The following is a 15,064-nucleotide window of genomic DNA, read 5'->3' as shown; positions in this document are numbered from 1 at the left end:
CCCGGCCTGCCCTCCGATCCGCAGCCTCGGCGAGGCGGTCCGAGCCCGTGTTTGCGGGGTCGGTGCCGGTCTTATCTGTCTAGGGCTGGACGTCGTTGGAAAGGTTGATCCGGATCTCCGTGTTGCGGTATCCGGCGCGACCGAAGGCGGCCGCCATAGGCGTGTTGCCCATGTCGGTGGTGGCGGTGATGCGCGACTCCCCGTTTGCCGCGTGAAGGCGGGTGATCTCGGCGAGCACCTCGTCCACGTAGCCACGCCCGCGGAACTCCGGCACCACCCCGAGGTAGCCGATGTTCACGTTGTACGAGGTCGCGGAGGGAATCGCCATGCCCGCCACCTCGCCCTCGCGCGTGTAGGCGATCCGCCACCACTCGCGCTTGCCCGGCGCCCTGAGATAAAAGTCCATCTCCTCGCGTGCGGTCGCATCCACGCCCTTGGCGGCCAGGTTCGCACGGGTCTGGGCGTCCAGGCTGCCCTCGGCAATTCTCCTGAACACCGCGAGGAACTCCTCGTCGGAGGCCTCGGCGAACCGCAGCCTGCCGGCCGCGGGGGGCACCCCGCCGGCGGGTGCCCACTCGAACTGCAGCCGCTCCACCTCCCGAGTGAGGCCCGCCGCGTGCGCCGCCGCCACTCCACGGCTGCCGAGGTGGCCGGATCGTCGCGCCAGCCACGGGTGACCTTGATCCTGTACTGCACCGGCTCCGGGAACCCGGCCAGCGCGGCCCTCATCAGCTCGGCGGCGACAGCGGCACGGTCACCCACGACAGGATCCACGTCGAGGCAGTCGAGCGCGACCGGATGCGGGCTGGCCTTCGGCCCCCACCACAATGCCCGTCCCACGACCTGACCGTCGTGCTCGGCGATCTACGTCCATTCCGGCCGGTACATGCCCTCGGCCAGTTCGGCCAGGTAACGGTCGGCGGGAATCCACCCCACGGGCTCAGTCACGGTCCACGAGGTGACGCGGTCGAGGTCCACGGGAGCAGCAGCACGGTAGTTGATCATGTGCAGAGGCTAGCGAAGCCCGCACCATGACTCGCAGGGCGTACCAAGTGAGATGGCCGGCGACGCCAGCACGGCGGAAGTGCCCTTGGTGTTGGAAGTGGCGGTGCTGCTGGCGACGGTAGAAGCGGATCTCCTTGTCGGGCAGTCTGCGACCATCCAGCCACCCGCGGGCCACAGGCTTGGCGGCTTGGTCTCGGCAGTCTCTCGTGGCCTCGGCGCGCCAGTGTTGTCCTCGCCCAACGGCACGCTCATGGCACGCGAGGTCCTTGCCCCGACCGTCGCCCGGAGGCGATCACCGGCCGGCGCCTCGCACTTGAGCGGAGGTCGGCGTGCGTACTCCTCCCCCAGTTCGACGATCTCGTCGCGACGTGCCGCAGCAGCGTTCACCTGGCTGGGGTGCCTGCCATGAGTCCTCGCCTCCATTCCACCCGGTTCTCGGGCGTCTGCCCCTCGGACCTAAGCGACGAATGAATCGAGTCGGTTGTCGATGGCGCGCGCGAGCGAGACCATGCCTGGCATCCGTTCGCTCGGGTCCCCGTCGGCGACGACGTACCAGATCGACACCACGATGTATCCGCGGCGGAACAACACCTCCGGTTCGGCGGCGGATTCCGCGGAGCGCGCACCCTCGTCGCCGAGGCCGGGAATCTCGATGTTCGGTGGCACGATGGGCCGACGGAATTCCTTGATCGCGGTCGCCTCGGCAGCATGCCGAATGACCGCGACGGTCAACTGGCTGGCCTCGGGAGCACCCCACAGGCATGTCTCCACCTGCTGGCGTCGGCCGTCGTCGCTCCGTTCGCAACGCGCCGCCTCCTCTCGGCCGAGGAACGTCTGGACGTCCGTCTCGTGTACGAGCCTGTCCGCCACCGAGGGGAACGATGCGAACTGGTCGTCCGGCCCGTTGAACGCCCCTCTGGCCAGCCAGATCAGCACGACAGCGAGGACCAGGAGGACCGGCAGAACCGGCGACCTCCAGTTGACCGAACGGTTCATCGCGCCTCTTTCTAGCGATCCGACGTTGGCACTTATTCTGCGGGCGATGCCTCGAATGGTGTTGTCGTGACCAGCTCGCTCAGCTGTACGGCCGGCGACGGCATCGCGGGCGCAGATGGCTCGGGCGGTTTCCCAGGGGCAATACTGCGTCCAGGACGACCCCGGCCACCGATGAGGTGCCGGTCGGCCACGTGGAAGCGCTGGTCGGCGCGCCGGTCATGGCCTGTCTCAGGCTCGCGTCATTGGTGGCGTAATTTCTGCGCTGCGACGAGGAACATCGGCACCGCGACGAGGATCCGGTTCGCGCGGGCTCGCTCGGCCTGCTCGGCGAGCCAGCGCCCCTCGTCGGTGATCCGTTGCAGCAGGATGAGCGCGGTGCCATCAGTGAACACACCGGTGTGTACCTCGACTACCGGGTCGGTGAACCCGGCGTCGAGCAACAGGTTGCGGTACCTGCGGGCAATGCGCGGCGACGGGAGCAGATCCGCCTTCGCGTGGACCAGCCGGCGGGTGGTCTCTGGCTCATCCGAGTCGATGGCGATCATGTCCCAGTCCTGGCCAAGCAGCACGGCCCGTCCTCCCGGCACGAGCACTCGGCGGGCCTCGAGCACGGCTCGCAGCGGGTCGGCGAGCGTGTGCAACACCTTCTCTGCGCGGTAGCAGCTAACTGATCCGGTCTCGAGTGGTAGCTCGCAGGCGTCGGCGACGTGGAACTCGCCGGCAGGCCAGCGTTCCCGGGCCACCGCGATCATTTCCGGGTCGAGGTCGACGCCGATTGCGTGGGCTCCGCGCTCGGCCAGCTCGGCGACCGCACGGCCACTGCCGCAACCGGCGTCAACCACGGTTCGGCCGGTGAAGTCGCCGAGTAACTCGTAGGAACGGGCGCGCAGCTCGACAGCCACGGGCTGCGCGTCAGCGGCGTCGAGAGCGGCGAGGAGACTGGACATGCCCGCCATGGTCCGACTTAATGTCGACATGAAGTCAAGCCCGATGACGATCGGTCAGGTGGCGGACCACTTCGGCCTGCCAGCGCACGTGCTGCGGCACTGGGAGTCGGTGGGCCTACTCTCCCCTGCCCGCGCCGAGGGTGACCGCCGCCGCTACACCCGCGACGATCTGTTCCGGGTAGCCTCGATCGTGCGCGCGAAACAGGCCGGCCTACCGCTACCGGACATCCGCGCGTTCCTCGCCGCGCGCGACCCGGCAGCCCGCAAGGACGTGCTGCGCCGCAACCACCGCGCTTTGCAGGACAGGATGGCGGCGCTGCAATCGGCGCTCGATCTTCTCGAAGCCGGGCTGAACTGTTCGCACGAGGACATCGCGACCTGCCCCACCTACCAGGCCCACCTCGCAGCGTCAGTGCAGGTCACGGGCAGCGTGCGCTGACCGGCGCGAGGACGCGGCCAGTATCGCGGTGGTAGTGGCGATGCGATGGAGCCTGGTGATGCGACATGCGGGCGGCGGACAGGAGCGGGCCGGCCGACGGTGTGATCGCGGCCGGCCCGGTCCAGCTCAACTCAGCTCGACTGTTCCCACGATCCGTGTGGGGGTGACGGAGCCGCCGACGGGCTCGTTGGACACCCCGAACGTGCCTGCCTCCGCGAACGGGCCGATAACCGTGGTCGACGCCCTGACCCCCGCGGCGAGTCGCCCCACCTTGCGGGGCTCGGTGCCGCGGATGAGCCAGAGCTCGTAGGTCCGCCCGGGGCCGGGATCGGGCAGGTCGCGGAGCAGCACCACACCGCTGTCGCGATCACGGGAGACGACCACGGTCGCGGCACCGCGGGGCTGCAACGACCGCTCGAACACCTGGGCGTCCGGGGCGTCCAGGACGGCGGCGATCTGCCGTGCCTGGTGCGCAGGCCGCGATGAACTGGTGCTCGCTGAGGTACCACTCGAGTAGCGGCCAGGGTGGGCCCTTGGCGAGCTGGTCGGCATGGGTGGAGTCGCTGATCTCGCGATCGGGCGCGACCGCGTGCGGGTCGGCCGAGTCACGGTCTCGCCGAATTTGCAGGTGGCCAAGACTCCGACGCCACCAGGTCTGACTGACTAGACTCGCGATGACGTCGAGTAATGACACGAGCATCTTCGGTGACCACCTCAGGTCCCTCGAGAGCAGCCGTCCTCACAGAGACGCAGAGGGGAAGGGCGACGTGGTCCATAACGTCCACGCGGGAGAAGTTGACGGGCTGAAGTTCATCAATCCAAAGGGTCTCTACGATCCTCGGCCGAACGCCTACTCACATCTTGCGATCTTCCCGGCCGGCTGGCGGATGATCCTTCCAGCTGGACAAGGCGGCGAGACCGAGGACGGCGTTCTGTCGGAGGACTTCGGGACGCAACTCAGGCAAGCGCTGACGAACGCGGCAACTGTGCTGGCAGCCGCCGACGCCACGATGGCGGACGTAGCGAAGTTCAACCTCCTCATCGTTGACCACAATGAGGAGAAGTTTGCAGTGGTACGACAGGAGTTCGATCGCGTCTGGGGCGACCGGAAGCCGGCATGGACCCTGATTCCGGTGCCCGCCCTGGCACTGAAGGGGATGCTCATTGAGATCGACGTTATCGCTGTGGTGCCGCGGTGAGACTTCCGGACGGCCGAACCCTCTAACGCCGGCTCGGTCCTACCGATAGACACCGCCGCCGGCCCCAGGGTTTACCGATCTCCGACAAAACTCAGCGTGCTGACGGTGCCCCGCCGACCAGCGGCTGAGGACGGTCGCGCTGACCTGGCCGTCTTCGCCGTCGATGGCGCCCGCCTGGGGACCATGCAACGCTGGCCGGATCGTCCACCGCCGCGCCTGACCCCAGACGACCCACGTGCCGGTCCATCACTCCCTTCTGTGTTGGGCCGGTGGCGTGCCGGCTCGGCTCAGGAGAGCCGCGTCCAGGAGCGGTCGACGCCGGAGCCGGTGCCCAGGAAGATCCCCGTCGGGTAGCTCATGACGATCGGGTCGTCCCGAAGCACCCGCACGATGAAAGCCTCGCCGCCGTCCCGCTGCCTCCCACCAAGGGCAGGCTTGTCGACGTACCGCCCGTCGACACAGTAACCGCCGCCGCCGTAGACGCCGGTCACCGCCAACACCCCACCGTTCGCGGCAACGGCCGCGAAGCTGTCGTCGGGCAGGCCGGACTGCTCCTGCCAGCGGTCGCCCACAACGCCCACACTCGCCTCGAGCTCGCCGAGCCGGACCCACTCTCCGGGTTCATACTCCGGTCGCCGTCGCGGACGGCCACCCACAGTCGGTCGTCGCCACCCTCGATGAGCCACTGTCGGCGTTCGCCGTCAGGCGAGTGATTCCACAACCGGTCGCCGATCCGGCTGTGGCGCGAGCTGCAGGCCGACCACGGTTGGTCGGGTATCGGCCGGGTACTGATCCTAATTGCCATGATCTTCTGGGCCTGGACCGGGCTCATGGGTGCGACCCGTCGGCCGCACCCTCCGCGCGTTCGTAAAGCCAGCGCCGCCGCTGCCGGTCAGCGGCCGCCTGGTAGGAGTCACCATGCCTCACACGGGAAGTGCGTCGATCGGATACAGGCATGGTCCAGCAGCAGGATCACGCGATACCGGGCAAGATCGGCCAACCGCTCGAACAGAGAGGTCACGTACGGCAGCTCCGGCTCGCTTGTGGTGACGTCGAGGTTGAAGGGATGGCTCCGGAACGGCTCAAAGTCCTCCCACTCCAGCGTCAACCACGCGTGACCCCGATCGTCGCCCCCGAGGAACATCTCCTCTGCCGCCGGCTTTGGGAAGAGCCTGAAACCGAGCACCACCTCGAGGTCTGCCACGACCTCGCTCATTTGTGGATCCCAGTCAGGAGATGCGGCACCCAACAGCAGGGTCTTGTCCATAGCCATCTGTTCACCGATCAGCAGCTGAGCCAGTCGAGGAATCCGCCGCGACAATCACCGAACCAGTCGTGTCACTGCGGCGCCGTCGTCGGCTGTCGACCAGATTCTTGTCGCCGCCGGCGATGAGCTCCACCCCGTCCGAGCCCTTCGTCCCACCGCAGCCCCTCGGCCACCCCGACGGCCGGTGAGAGAAAGCGTGGGCGGGCTCGCTGGGCATCCGCTGCAAGGTGAGGCGGTAGCGGGTGGTTCACTCGCTGCATGAACATCTGCGTCTTCCTCTCCGCCGCGGACCTCGACGCGCGCTACACCAACCCGGCCCGCGTCTTCGGCGAGCTGATCGGCAAGGCCGGACACACGCTGGTCTGGGGCGGCTCGGACATGGGCCTGATGAAGGTCGTCGCCGATGAGGTACGCGCCGCCGGCGGCCGCCTGGTCGGCATCTCGGTGGAGATCCTGGCGGACGTGGCCCGCGAGGACGCGGACGAGATGGTGATCGCCGCGAACCTCGCCGAACGTAAGGCTCTCCTGCTGGCGCGCGCGGACGCCATCGTGGTCCTGGCGGGTGGGCTGGGCACCCTGGACGAGGCGACGGAGATCCTCGAACTGAAGAAGCATGCTCTGCACGCGAAGCCGGTGGTCCTGCTGAACACGGACGGCTTCTACGACGGCCTGACCGCACAGCTGCGCCGAATGGACGCGGACGGTTTCCTCCCGGTCCCGCTGGACGACCTGCTGCACGTCTCCGCCGACGGCGCGGACGCCCTCGCGTACCTCGACGCGGCGGTGAACGGCTGAGGCTTCTTGGTGTAGCGGAGGGGAACGCTGGAGCGCCAGGCTGCGGCCGACGTCCCACCGCAGCCTCAGCCATCGGCATCCCTCGACGTCCAATGGAATAGTCGCTCGGGTGAGCGGCACGCTGAAACTGAAGGACGGCCACGACGACGCCGTTGTTGTGGTGCGACAACTTCTGGCGGGCTCGGACCTGCCCGCCGAGTGCGAATGGGCCGGATTCCAATGGGACGACGGCCGCGTCTGGTACCGAGTGACGATCGTCGCTTGGCCGCCCGGTGACCTGGTCAAGGTGGTGATCGGGTGCGCGCAGCAGCTCGCGACGTTCGCTGTTCCCAAGCGCCCAGCGCCAACGGTGAGCCGGTATCTGGATCTGAGCGAAGCCCAACGCTCACGAGGCTGGTCGGTGTACCCAGGCGATCCGAACCGAGACCGAGACGTGTGGATTCACCTCGCGCGAACGGTACGCCAAGTATGCGACGCGTTCGAGGTACGAGAGCTGCACCGCGAACACGACCGCACGTTCGGGCTGCTGGTGGTGCGACCGGTCCCGGCCTGACCATCAACCAGGCGGACAGGTGAGCTAGAGCCCTGGGGTAGGGCCTTCCCCACCGGCGACCTTCCCGCTCACCGGCTGCCATCCGAACAGACCGCTTCATAGGGTCGCAGGAAGTCGACGAACCGATTCCTGCCCGTTCTGGAGGTGGTCGTGAGTTTCTCCGTCGAAGACCCGCCCGTCTCGAGCCGCGCGCCGTCCGGAACGTTCCCCCGGATCGTCGACGTCGACGCGTTGCGCGCCGTGGCGCTGCTCCTCATCCTGGTCGTCAACATCAACTTCTTCGCCTCCGGCTACTCGTTCCACCTGGTTCCGGATCCCGCGCACGACTCCTGGGGTGACCAGACGGTCCGGTGGCTGGTCGAGCTGCTCTTCACGATGAAGGCGTACCTGCTCTTCTCCTTCCTGTTCGGCTACAGCTTCACGCTCCAGATCGATTCCGCCGCCCGGCGCGGCGTCGACCTCGTCCCACGGTTCCGGCGACGGCTGGCCGGGCTCTTCGTGCTCGGCGTCCTGCACGCGGTGCTGCTGTTCCAGGGCGACATCCTGACCACGTACGCCTTGCTCGGTCTGGTCCTGCTCGCCATGCGGAAGGTCCGCGTCGGGACCGCGCTGCGCGCCGCCGTGCTGCTGACCGCCGGGATCGGCTTCGTCCTCGCGCTCGCCGCCACGGCCGGGACTCAGCTGGTGACCGATCCGGCGGCGGCACTCGCGGCGGGGCAGCAGTCCACCGAGGCACTACAGGGCGGGCTCCGTTCGGTGATCACCGAGCACGTACGCCAACTGCCGGCGATGTTCGGCACGCTCCTCGTGCAGGGGCCGCTCGCCCTCTCGGCTTTCCTCTTCGGTTACGCGGCCGGGCGGTGCCGGCTACTCACCGATGTCGCCGGGAACCGGCAGCTCCTGCGCCGGGTGCAGCAGGTGGGCTATCCGGTCGGCCTGGCCGGTGCGGTGATCTTCGCGTCGGGCGGGGGCACCGCCAACCTGACCGGGCTGACGGTGGGCGTGCTCACCGCGCCGCTGCTCGCGGCCGCGTACGCCGCCACCCTGCTCCGGTTCTTCCAGACCGGCCGGGGCCGGCGGGTCGCCGCCGTGCTCGCGCCGGCCGGACGGATGTCCCTGTCGAACTACCTGGGTCAGTCGCTGCTCTGCGTGCTGGTCTTCACCGGCGTCGGGTCGGGCCTCGCCGGTGACGTCGCACCCCCGGTCGTCGTGCTCATCGCGGTCGCGATCTTCTGTGTGCAGCTCGCCGTCAGCGCGGCGTGGATGGCCCGGTTCCGGTACGGACCGTTGGAGTGGCTGTTGCGGGCCTGGACCGAGCAGCAGTGGCCACGGCTGCGCGCCGCGGACCCGGCATGACGTTGCCGGTGGGGCGGCTCGCCACGCCGTCCCACCGGACCCGGCATGACGTTGCCGGTGGGGCGGCTCACCACGCCCGTCCCGGTACCCGCGGCGCCCGGCATCCGCTGGCCTGCGACTCGAACGGGTCGCGGTAGAGGCCGTTCTGGGCACGACACGGGGACCTACCTGGTCTGAAGGCGTATCACTCGTCGCCGTCCGCTGTCGGTGTGTGATCGGGAGGTGTCGACCACGGTGGCGACGAGCTGGTCCGGATCCGGCGTGCCGCAGCGGGCGGCCGCGAACTCGGCTGCGGCGGCCAGCGGCGCCGTACGCAGGTTCCCGTCGGCGCGCAGCCAGCGAAGAGAGTCGGTCAGCCAGCCGGGTCGTTCACGGCCAGGCCGCGGACGAGGGCGCAGAACCGCTCGACGCGGGCGTCGGCACGCTCGTAGAAGGTGTCCTTGCTGACGTCGCTAATCGCTGTTCCTTGGTCGCGCTCTTCCCTGCGCGAGTCATGGTCGTGCCACCAACCTGGCAAACTTGGACTGTATAGTCCAGTAGGAAGTCTCCGACTCTGGGCAGACCGGCCACACACCATGCCAGCGGTGCGTTGCCATTGGCCTGCCCAGTCCAGTCAACAACGACGATAGAGTGAGTGTGATGTCGGAACGTACGGCTCTGATTACGGGCGGCACCAGCGGAATCGGGAAGGCGACCGCGCGGACTCTGCATGATCGCGGCTACCGCGTTGCCGTCACCGGACAACGTCAGGAGAGCGTGGCTCGCGCACGGCAAGAATTGCCCAACGATGTCCTGGTTTTGCAAGCTGACGTGCGGTCGCTATCGGATATCGATAAGGTCGTGTCCGAAGTCGGAGGACAGTTCGGAAGTCTGACCACGCTGTTCCTGAACGCCGGCGTCAACCGTCCGATGACGCTGGAGAATTGGGACGAATCGGGCTACGACGAGGTGTTCGCCGTCAACACGAAAGGGGTGTTCTTCACCCTGGTCAAAGCCTTGCCGCTGCTGTCCGACGGCGCTTCGGTCATTGTGACAGTGGGTATCGGAGCAACGCGCAGCCTCACCGGCAGCAGCGTCGCGGCCGGTTCACACGGCGCGATGTTGGCCATGATCCCGACACTTGCGCTCGAGCTCGCACCGCGCCGGATTCGTATCAACGCGGTCAGCCCCGGAATGACCGACACTCCGATGACGAGAGCCTCGATCCGGACGGCAACCGATGACGTCGCGGGGACGATGACGGCGATGGCCGAGCAAAATCCGTTCGGCCGCCTCGCAACGCCAGAAGACGTCGCGGGAACGGTCGCTTTTCTGGCTTCGGACGATGCCGTTTACCTAACCGGGCAGGAGATCGTCGTGTCCGGGGGTGCCGGGTTGGCCATCTGACCGAATTGGTCTAGCTCAGGTCGTGTTCGAATGATCACTGATGAGCTGTCCCGTCTGCGGCGGCCCCGGGCTCCCCGCTTTCCACGCCAGCCGCGGGGCGTCCTGCGTGACGGCCGCAGAGCGACAGCGGCAGAAGTCACTCTGGATAGGCCTGCCAGCATCGCCGCCGGTCGGTGCGTGCGGCGGCCGTCGGTGGCCAGGTGGATCTTCGTGCTCAGTCCGCCGCGCGAGCGGCCCAGCGCCTCGTCGGGCACACTACCGCCCGCCGACCGCGCGGGAGAGAATCACCAGGAACCACTGTCTCCCCGTGAAGGTCTGATGGCCACCACCCGCTCATCGGTCCCGTTCGTGCGTCCTGGCGTGCAGCACGATCTGCCCGCGCTGCACGACCTGGCCCGGCGCACCATCGACGCGTCCTACCGCCCGTTCCTGGGCGATGAGGCCGTGGACTGGTTCATCGGCTCGGGCGGCAGCGACCAGCACATCACCGACCACCTCGCCCACGGGCACGTGCGGGTCCTGCACGTCGGGGACGACGTGGCCGGCCTGACCATCCTGGACGGAGACCTACTGGACCTGATCATGGTCGACGTCTCCCGGCACGGGCAGGGCCTGGGCGGGGTGCTGCTGGCCGACGCCGAGGCTCAGCTGCACCAGGAGCACCCCGTGGCACGGCTGGAGTCCTTCGAGGGCAACACCGCAGCGCTGGGCTTCTACCTCGCCCACGGCTGGCAGGAGACCTCCCGCATCCCGGCCGCAGGCGGCATGCCCGCACGCATCACCCTGACCAAGTCCCGCCCCGCCTGACCACACGCCAATTCGCGCTGGGCTGGCCCGAACGGGCCAGCCCAACGACTTGCCGTGACCACCTATCGACGCAATTACTTATGCACGTGCGACTTCTACTCGTGGACCTGCAACGAACCGCCATCCAAGGGCTGGGGGTCGGCCCGGTCGAGGTCATAGTCCGTGCCGCGGCGGTTGTCGTACAGGATCGAGGTGCCCGGGTTGGGGCCGCTGGACAGCGGCCAGACCACCAGGCGCATCTTTGCCGGGTCGTCGTAGCCGTAGGCGACGAAGCCATAGCCGGCAGTCCCGTTGACGGTCGCTTCGCCCTTCACCGCGGCCTTCGCGTCAGGTGCGACCACGAGCCAATCCAGCTTGGTCGATTCGAGTGTGAAGGCACCCCCGTCGAGCGTGGCGCTCACCCGTCCCCCGCTGAGGGCCGGACCGGGCTCGCCCTGCTGGTACTGGGGATTCAGCTGCACCCGCATCCGCTCGGCAGCCGTCGGATTCGAGCTCAGCGCGCCCGCTGGCGAGGCGAAGTTGGCGCCGCTGGTGACGAATCCCCCCTGGGGGTTGTAGACGACCACCATGGTTTTGGCGGTGGCGCTGGCGCCATCGTCGTCGGTGACGGTTACCTCGATGGTGTACATGCCGGCATGCGGGAAGACGTGGGTCTGCTCGCAGGCGTGGCCTTGGGCGGTGAACTGGGAGGTGGTGGTGTCGTCCCAGAGGATCGCGCAGGTGTGTGTGTCGTTGGCTGCGTCGGTGAAGGTCGCCTTCAGCGACACGGGGTCGCCGACCTTGTAGACCTGCCAGTCCGGCGGGACCAGGCTCGTGATCCTCGGCGGTGCGTTCAAGACGGTCACCGTGGCGGTGTCGCTGACCGCCGCGTTGACGCCGTCCGAGGCGGTCAGCCGCAGCGTGAACACGCCGTCGTCGTCGCAGGTGAAGGTGGTACGTGCCGAGTGAACGTCGCCGAAGGCGCAGCTCGTTCCGGCGTCAACGCCGGATCCCGGCGTGTAGGACCAGGTCGCGTCGGGTGCGCCGCCGTCGTCACTGGCCAGGCCGTACAGGTTGATGGCGCTTCCCTCGTCCCCGGTCCGGTCCGGTCCCGCGTCCACCAGCGGCGCGTCGTCGACCGGCCCGGTGCCGCCGCCACCACCGCCACCGCCCGTGCCGTCGTTGATCTCGACCCAGAACTCGTCATAGTCGTAGAGGATCCGGTCGGAGACGACGTACACATTCAGGGAAGCTCCCGCCGACCTGTTCTGCGAGAGCGGCACCGCGCGGACGGAGAAATCCCAGTCGGGGCTAGCTGCGCCCTCTTCGGTGATGCGGAAGGGATATTCATCGCAGTCGTGCGTAGTTGTGTTGTACGGAGGCATGCCGGTCATGCCGTCATAGTTACCGGTTCGATTGCACGCACCTTTCCGCTCTTTTTCGTTTTCACTGTAGTTTACGCTTTCCGGGGCCACTCGGTGCAGACCGGGATCGCCAATGTCCCCGGTGAACTTTCCTGGGATCCTTTTCGGGAGGTACGTGATCGGCCAGGTGTTTTGCGGCTCGTTCTGTGCGGTCCTGATGTGTTCTGCCACCGCGCCGTGCTCCGCGCTGTTGATGCTGTACTGCAAGTGAGGAATTACCTCGGCGTTGATACAGGCCTTCGGGTACGTGGTTTCGCCAAATTTGAAGTATGTTGCGGAGTCGCACCGGATGGTCCGTTCGGGGGTCCGGGATCCGTCCGGGGGGAAGACGAATCCGCCACCGCTGCCCTGGTACGTCAGATACCAGTTGTGGAAGAGCACGTCGTCGGGACCGGTTGAGGCGGCCTCGTCTGAGGTGATGTCCCAGGACCACCAGGTGTCGTCGGTGTTCCACTGGGCCCAGGTCTTGTAGATCGGCTGACCGATTCGGGAGCAGCCGGTGTCCTGGCAGTCGGCGCCGATGGTGATGGCCATGGTGGGAGCGATCACACGGTCGATCTCGCGCACGTCGTAGTCGACCGATCCCGGTACGGCCTTGTAGTAAACGCGGACCGAGCGGTCATCTCGCCGGCCCGCCACGACGGCGGTGAACTCCATCGTGATCTCGCCGACCTTTACGCTGACGTTGAGGTTTTCGTCCCATTCATACAGCACGCTCCCGAGGCGGTACCGCTGGCACCACAGGTCGCGGTTCAGCGTCACGCCGTTCACGGAGTTCGAGTCTGGTCGGGCGAGGCATTCGCTCGCCTGCGGTTCCGGTGGTGCGGAGCTCAGATTCAGCGCTTGGCTGGCGCTGGCGGACATGTCCACCTGCTCGGCGTCCCAGGACGATCGTTGGTCAAGCTGGACCGCCTTCTTCTTGGCATTGAGCCGCGCCTCTTCGGGAGAAGGCGGCGCCTCCTTCGGCCGACCCTTCCGTCCGTTGAGCCACTTGAGGGCGCTGGGGTCACCCTTGATCCCCTCCTCGAGCAGGGCCCCGTTCGCCACCTTCCCCAAGGGCGGAACCACTCCGGCTGATGGACGTTCAGCGGCGTGGGCGGCCTGACCGCCCACGAGCGACATGGTGAGGGTGAGGGTGGTAGCTAGGACTGCGGCTGCTAGGCGCCGGCGCGGCGATGTGCCGCCGCCCCGTCCCCCGTGGTGTCTGACGAGCATCAACGCTCCTACTCTCGTGCGGTTCACTCGGCCGGAGGTAACAGGAGGACCCGACCGTCCACATGAGAGGCGCTGATCTCCCCGATCTTATTACCTTCGATGGGTAGGGATCCGCAGGAGCACCCAAAGGGACGACTCACCGATCGGACTTTCGACCGGATGCCAGTAGGCGCTTCGGACGAAGCGCGTTCCTGGACGAGATCATCACGGTCTAAAGGCAGCTTCCGTTCGGAAGGCGGCCAACTGTCCGCTGGGCGCCGGCGCCCCCTGGCACCGACTCCACATGACCGACCACGCACACGGTGCCGATCTGCGCCGCATACAACAGAGAGCCGACCGGAGCGGGATCACCTTCCCGGGCCAGTCGCGCGTCGATGGCCGATGCCCCAGTTCGCGTCAGCCAGAGCCGCGCCGCCTTGACGTCCTGTTCTGTAGGCGCATGCGACGGCGGCCGACGCGCGCACGTAGAGTCGTTGGACGAGGTGCACCACCCGGCATGAGAAGCCGCCGTATGTACCGACTTGGCTACGTCCTCGGCCCGCTGGCGTTCTTTGTCGGAGATGACGGCTCGACGGCTACTGTCTTGCACAAGGTCGGCACAGAACGAGCCGCGGTCCGCGTCCGCCCCAAATATCGGACACCCGATCTTGGTGGCCTGCTGAGCGTTCGGAGCTACCGCGGCGTCCCGGCGACTCCACCAGAGACCACCAGCGGCAGCGACCAGCGCCATCATGGCCACCGCGGATGTCAGAAGCGCCAGACGGCGACGCTTGACGACCTGCGGTTCATCCCGAGCCCGCGATGCGGGTAGATCAATGCCGTCATCCACGGTATGGATGGTAGGGCCGTACAGACGCCCGGCGGCCACTCCCATTAGATGACGACAGGCGGTCTGGTTCGGCGATCGGAAGGGTGAATATGGCGGGTACGGATCGTGCGACGGTCGCCGCGGCCGCGATAGGCCGCATTGACACGTGGCTTCAACAGCACGCGCCCCAGGCCCGCGCGGCTCTACGACCGCCGGCGTCCGAGGCAGACCTCGTGGCGGCGCAGGAGGCGGTCAGCCAGCCGCTGCCGCCGGACCTGCGGGCCTGGTGGTCGTACGCCGACGGGGCACATTCCGGCCTTCAGGCCGACGGCGGGTGGCTTATCCCGCCAGGCTTCGTGCCTTACTCGATCGCTGAAGCGCTGGAGAGTCGACGCTTGTGGATGGACGTCGCTCGGAAGGTCGCACCGCTCGACCAGTGGGACGACTTCGTGAATTCGGAGAACAATCGCCCAGCCGGAACGGTTTGCGAGACCTGGCTGCCTGCCTGGTTGCCCGTCGCCACCAACCACGGCGGCGGAAATCTTTTCGTGGACCTGCGCGGCGGCCCGAAGAACGGCTGCGTGATGGAGTTCTATCGGGACACTGGCGCGCTGGCCCAGCCACCATGGGCAGACGTGGCGGACATGCTTGACGACATTGCCGAGCGACTGGAGGAAGACGAGGCGGAAGTCGATGACTTAGGTCGGGTCGACTGGCCATGACGCCACCACCGCCGGGTGCCGCCCCGGCCGTACTCTGTCTGCGCGACGGCAATCCGAATCTCGGCGGACGCAGGTCGGGCAGGCGTGTCGGGTAGGACGCTGAACAGAGGCGGCGTGTACCAGGCCTTGCGACAGCAGGCTTGATCATCAGCCACTCCTTGTCGGT

Annotated in this window: 16 protein-coding genes and 1 pseudogene; 8 read left to right on the top strand and 9 right to left on the bottom strand. The window is 67.5% G+C overall.

Annotated elements, in window-relative coordinates; translation table 11 throughout:
- Nucleotides 1-79: 79 nt before the first annotated feature.
- The 4 genes from D7147_RS32970 to D7147_RS08485 all read right to left on the bottom strand — a co-directional run bounded on the left by D7147_RS32970 (nt 80) and on the right by D7147_RS08485 (nt 2,957).
- Nucleotides 80-595 (bottom strand): GNAT family N-acetyltransferase, encoded by a 516-nt coding sequence (locus D7147_RS32970; protein WP_233563031.1) that lies wholly within the window; start codon nt 593-595, stop codon nt 80-82.
- 269 nt (nt 596-864) lie between these two features.
- A complete protein-coding gene (locus D7147_RS32965; protein WP_233563030.1) occupies nt 865-1,005 on the bottom strand; it encodes a hypothetical protein in 141 nt (46 codons plus the stop codon).
- A 456-nt stretch (nt 1,006-1,461) separates the two neighbouring features.
- Nucleotides 1,462-2,001: a hypothetical protein gene (locus D7147_RS08490; RefSeq protein WP_120675475.1), complete on the bottom strand. Its 540-nt coding sequence runs from the start codon at nt 1,999-2,001 to the stop codon at nt 1,462-1,464.
- A 239-nt stretch (nt 2,002-2,240) separates the two neighbouring features.
- On the bottom strand, nt 2,241-2,957 hold the full coding sequence (locus D7147_RS08485; protein WP_233563029.1) for a methyltransferase domain-containing protein: 717 nt from the start codon (nt 2,955-2,957) through the stop codon (nt 2,241-2,243).
- Here D7147_RS08485 and D7147_RS08480 point away from each other — a divergent pair.
- Nucleotides 2,947-3,387, top strand: a complete 441-nt coding sequence (locus D7147_RS08480; protein WP_199734128.1) for a MerR family transcriptional regulator — start codon at nt 2,947-2,949, stop codon at nt 3,385-3,387. The two genes, D7147_RS08485 and D7147_RS08480, sit on opposite strands and share 11 nt — an antisense overlap.
- Nucleotides 3,388-3,513: 126 nt before the next feature.
- Here the strand turns inward: D7147_RS08480 and D7147_RS08475 are convergent, their stop codons facing one another.
- Nucleotides 3,514-3,939, bottom strand: a complete 426-nt coding sequence (locus D7147_RS08475) for an anti-sigma factor (RefSeq protein ID WP_120675473.1) — start codon at nt 3,937-3,939, stop codon at nt 3,514-3,516.
- A 122-nt stretch (nt 3,940-4,061) separates the two neighbouring features.
- Between D7147_RS08475 and D7147_RS08470 the strand changes: the two genes are divergently transcribed.
- Entirely contained in the window at nt 4,062-4,586 is a 525-nt protein-coding gene (locus D7147_RS08470) for a RidA family protein (protein WP_120675471.1), read from the top strand.
- 287 nt (nt 4,587-4,873) lie between these two features.
- Here D7147_RS08470 and D7147_RS08465 read toward each other — a convergent pair whose 3' ends face one another.
- A complete protein-coding gene (locus D7147_RS08465) occupies nt 4,874-5,158 on the bottom strand; it encodes a hypothetical protein (RefSeq protein ID WP_120675469.1) in 285 nt (94 codons plus the stop codon).
- A 341-nt stretch (nt 5,159-5,499) separates the two neighbouring features.
- Nucleotides 5,500-5,853, bottom strand: a complete 354-nt coding sequence (locus tag D7147_RS08460) for a hypothetical protein (RefSeq protein ID WP_147437371.1) — start codon at nt 5,851-5,853, stop codon at nt 5,500-5,502.
- A gap of 258 nt (nt 5,854-6,111) precedes the next feature.
- Between D7147_RS08460 and D7147_RS08455 the strand changes: the two genes are divergently transcribed.
- The 4 genes from D7147_RS08455 (at nt 6,112) to D7147_RS08440 (ending at nt 9,943) form a co-directional block, all read left to right on the top strand.
- A complete protein-coding gene (locus D7147_RS08455; protein WP_120675465.1) occupies nt 6,112-6,648 on the top strand; it encodes an LOG family protein in 537 nt (178 codons plus the stop codon).
- A gap of 109 nt (nt 6,649-6,757) precedes the next feature.
- On the top strand, nt 6,758-7,201 hold the full coding sequence (locus tag D7147_RS08450) for a hypothetical protein (protein WP_120675463.1): 444 nt from the start codon (nt 6,758-6,760) through the stop codon (nt 7,199-7,201).
- 150 nt (nt 7,202-7,351) lie between these two features.
- Nucleotides 7,352-8,557, top strand: coding sequence for a DUF418 domain-containing protein (locus tag D7147_RS08445; RefSeq protein ID WP_120676670.1), 1,206 nt, complete (start codon nt 7,352-7,354; stop codon nt 8,555-8,557).
- Between the two features lie 639 nt (nt 8,558-9,196).
- Nucleotides 9,197-9,943: an SDR family oxidoreductase gene (locus tag D7147_RS08440; RefSeq protein WP_120676668.1), complete on the top strand. Its 747-nt coding sequence runs from the start codon at nt 9,197-9,199 to the stop codon at nt 9,941-9,943.
- 185 nt (nt 9,944-10,128) lie between these two features.
- Here D7147_RS08440 and D7147_RS33655 read toward each other — a convergent pair.
- A pseudogene (locus D7147_RS33655) lies at nt 10,129-10,218 on the bottom strand (IS5/IS1182 family transposase); the annotation flags it as partial.
- An 85-nt stretch (nt 10,219-10,303) separates the two neighbouring features.
- Between D7147_RS33655 and D7147_RS08430 the strand changes: the two are divergent.
- Nucleotides 10,304-10,750 carry a GNAT family N-acetyltransferase gene (locus D7147_RS08430; protein WP_158609314.1) on the top strand — a complete coding sequence of 149 codons (447 nt, stop codon included), beginning with the start codon at nt 10,304-10,306 and terminating at the stop codon, nt 10,748-10,750.
- Between the two features lie 95 nt (nt 10,751-10,845).
- Here the strand turns inward: D7147_RS08430 and D7147_RS08425 are convergent, their stop codons facing one another.
- Nucleotides 10,846-13,266 (bottom strand): PKD domain-containing protein, encoded by a 2,421-nt coding sequence (locus D7147_RS08425; RefSeq protein ID WP_158609313.1) that lies wholly within the window; start codon nt 13,264-13,266, stop codon nt 10,846-10,848.
- 1,020 nt (nt 13,267-14,286) lie between these two features.
- On the opposite strand from D7147_RS08425, the gene D7147_RS08420 reads away from it, so the two are divergent.
- Nucleotides 14,287-14,898 carry an SMI1/KNR4 family protein gene (locus D7147_RS08420; protein WP_120675455.1) on the top strand — a complete coding sequence of 204 codons (612 nt, stop codon included), beginning with the start codon at nt 14,287-14,289 and terminating at the stop codon, nt 14,896-14,898.
- Nucleotides 14,899-15,064: the final 166 nt, after the last annotated feature.

Origin of the sequence: Micromonospora musae (genome assembly GCF_003626545.1) — a bacterium.
In the GTDB taxonomy this organism is placed as follows: domain Bacteria; phylum Actinomycetota; class Actinomycetes; order Mycobacteriales; family Micromonosporaceae; genus Micromonospora; species Micromonospora musae.
Note: the sequence above shows the minus strand (reverse complement) of the source record. Positions and strands in the feature narration are given on the sequence as shown.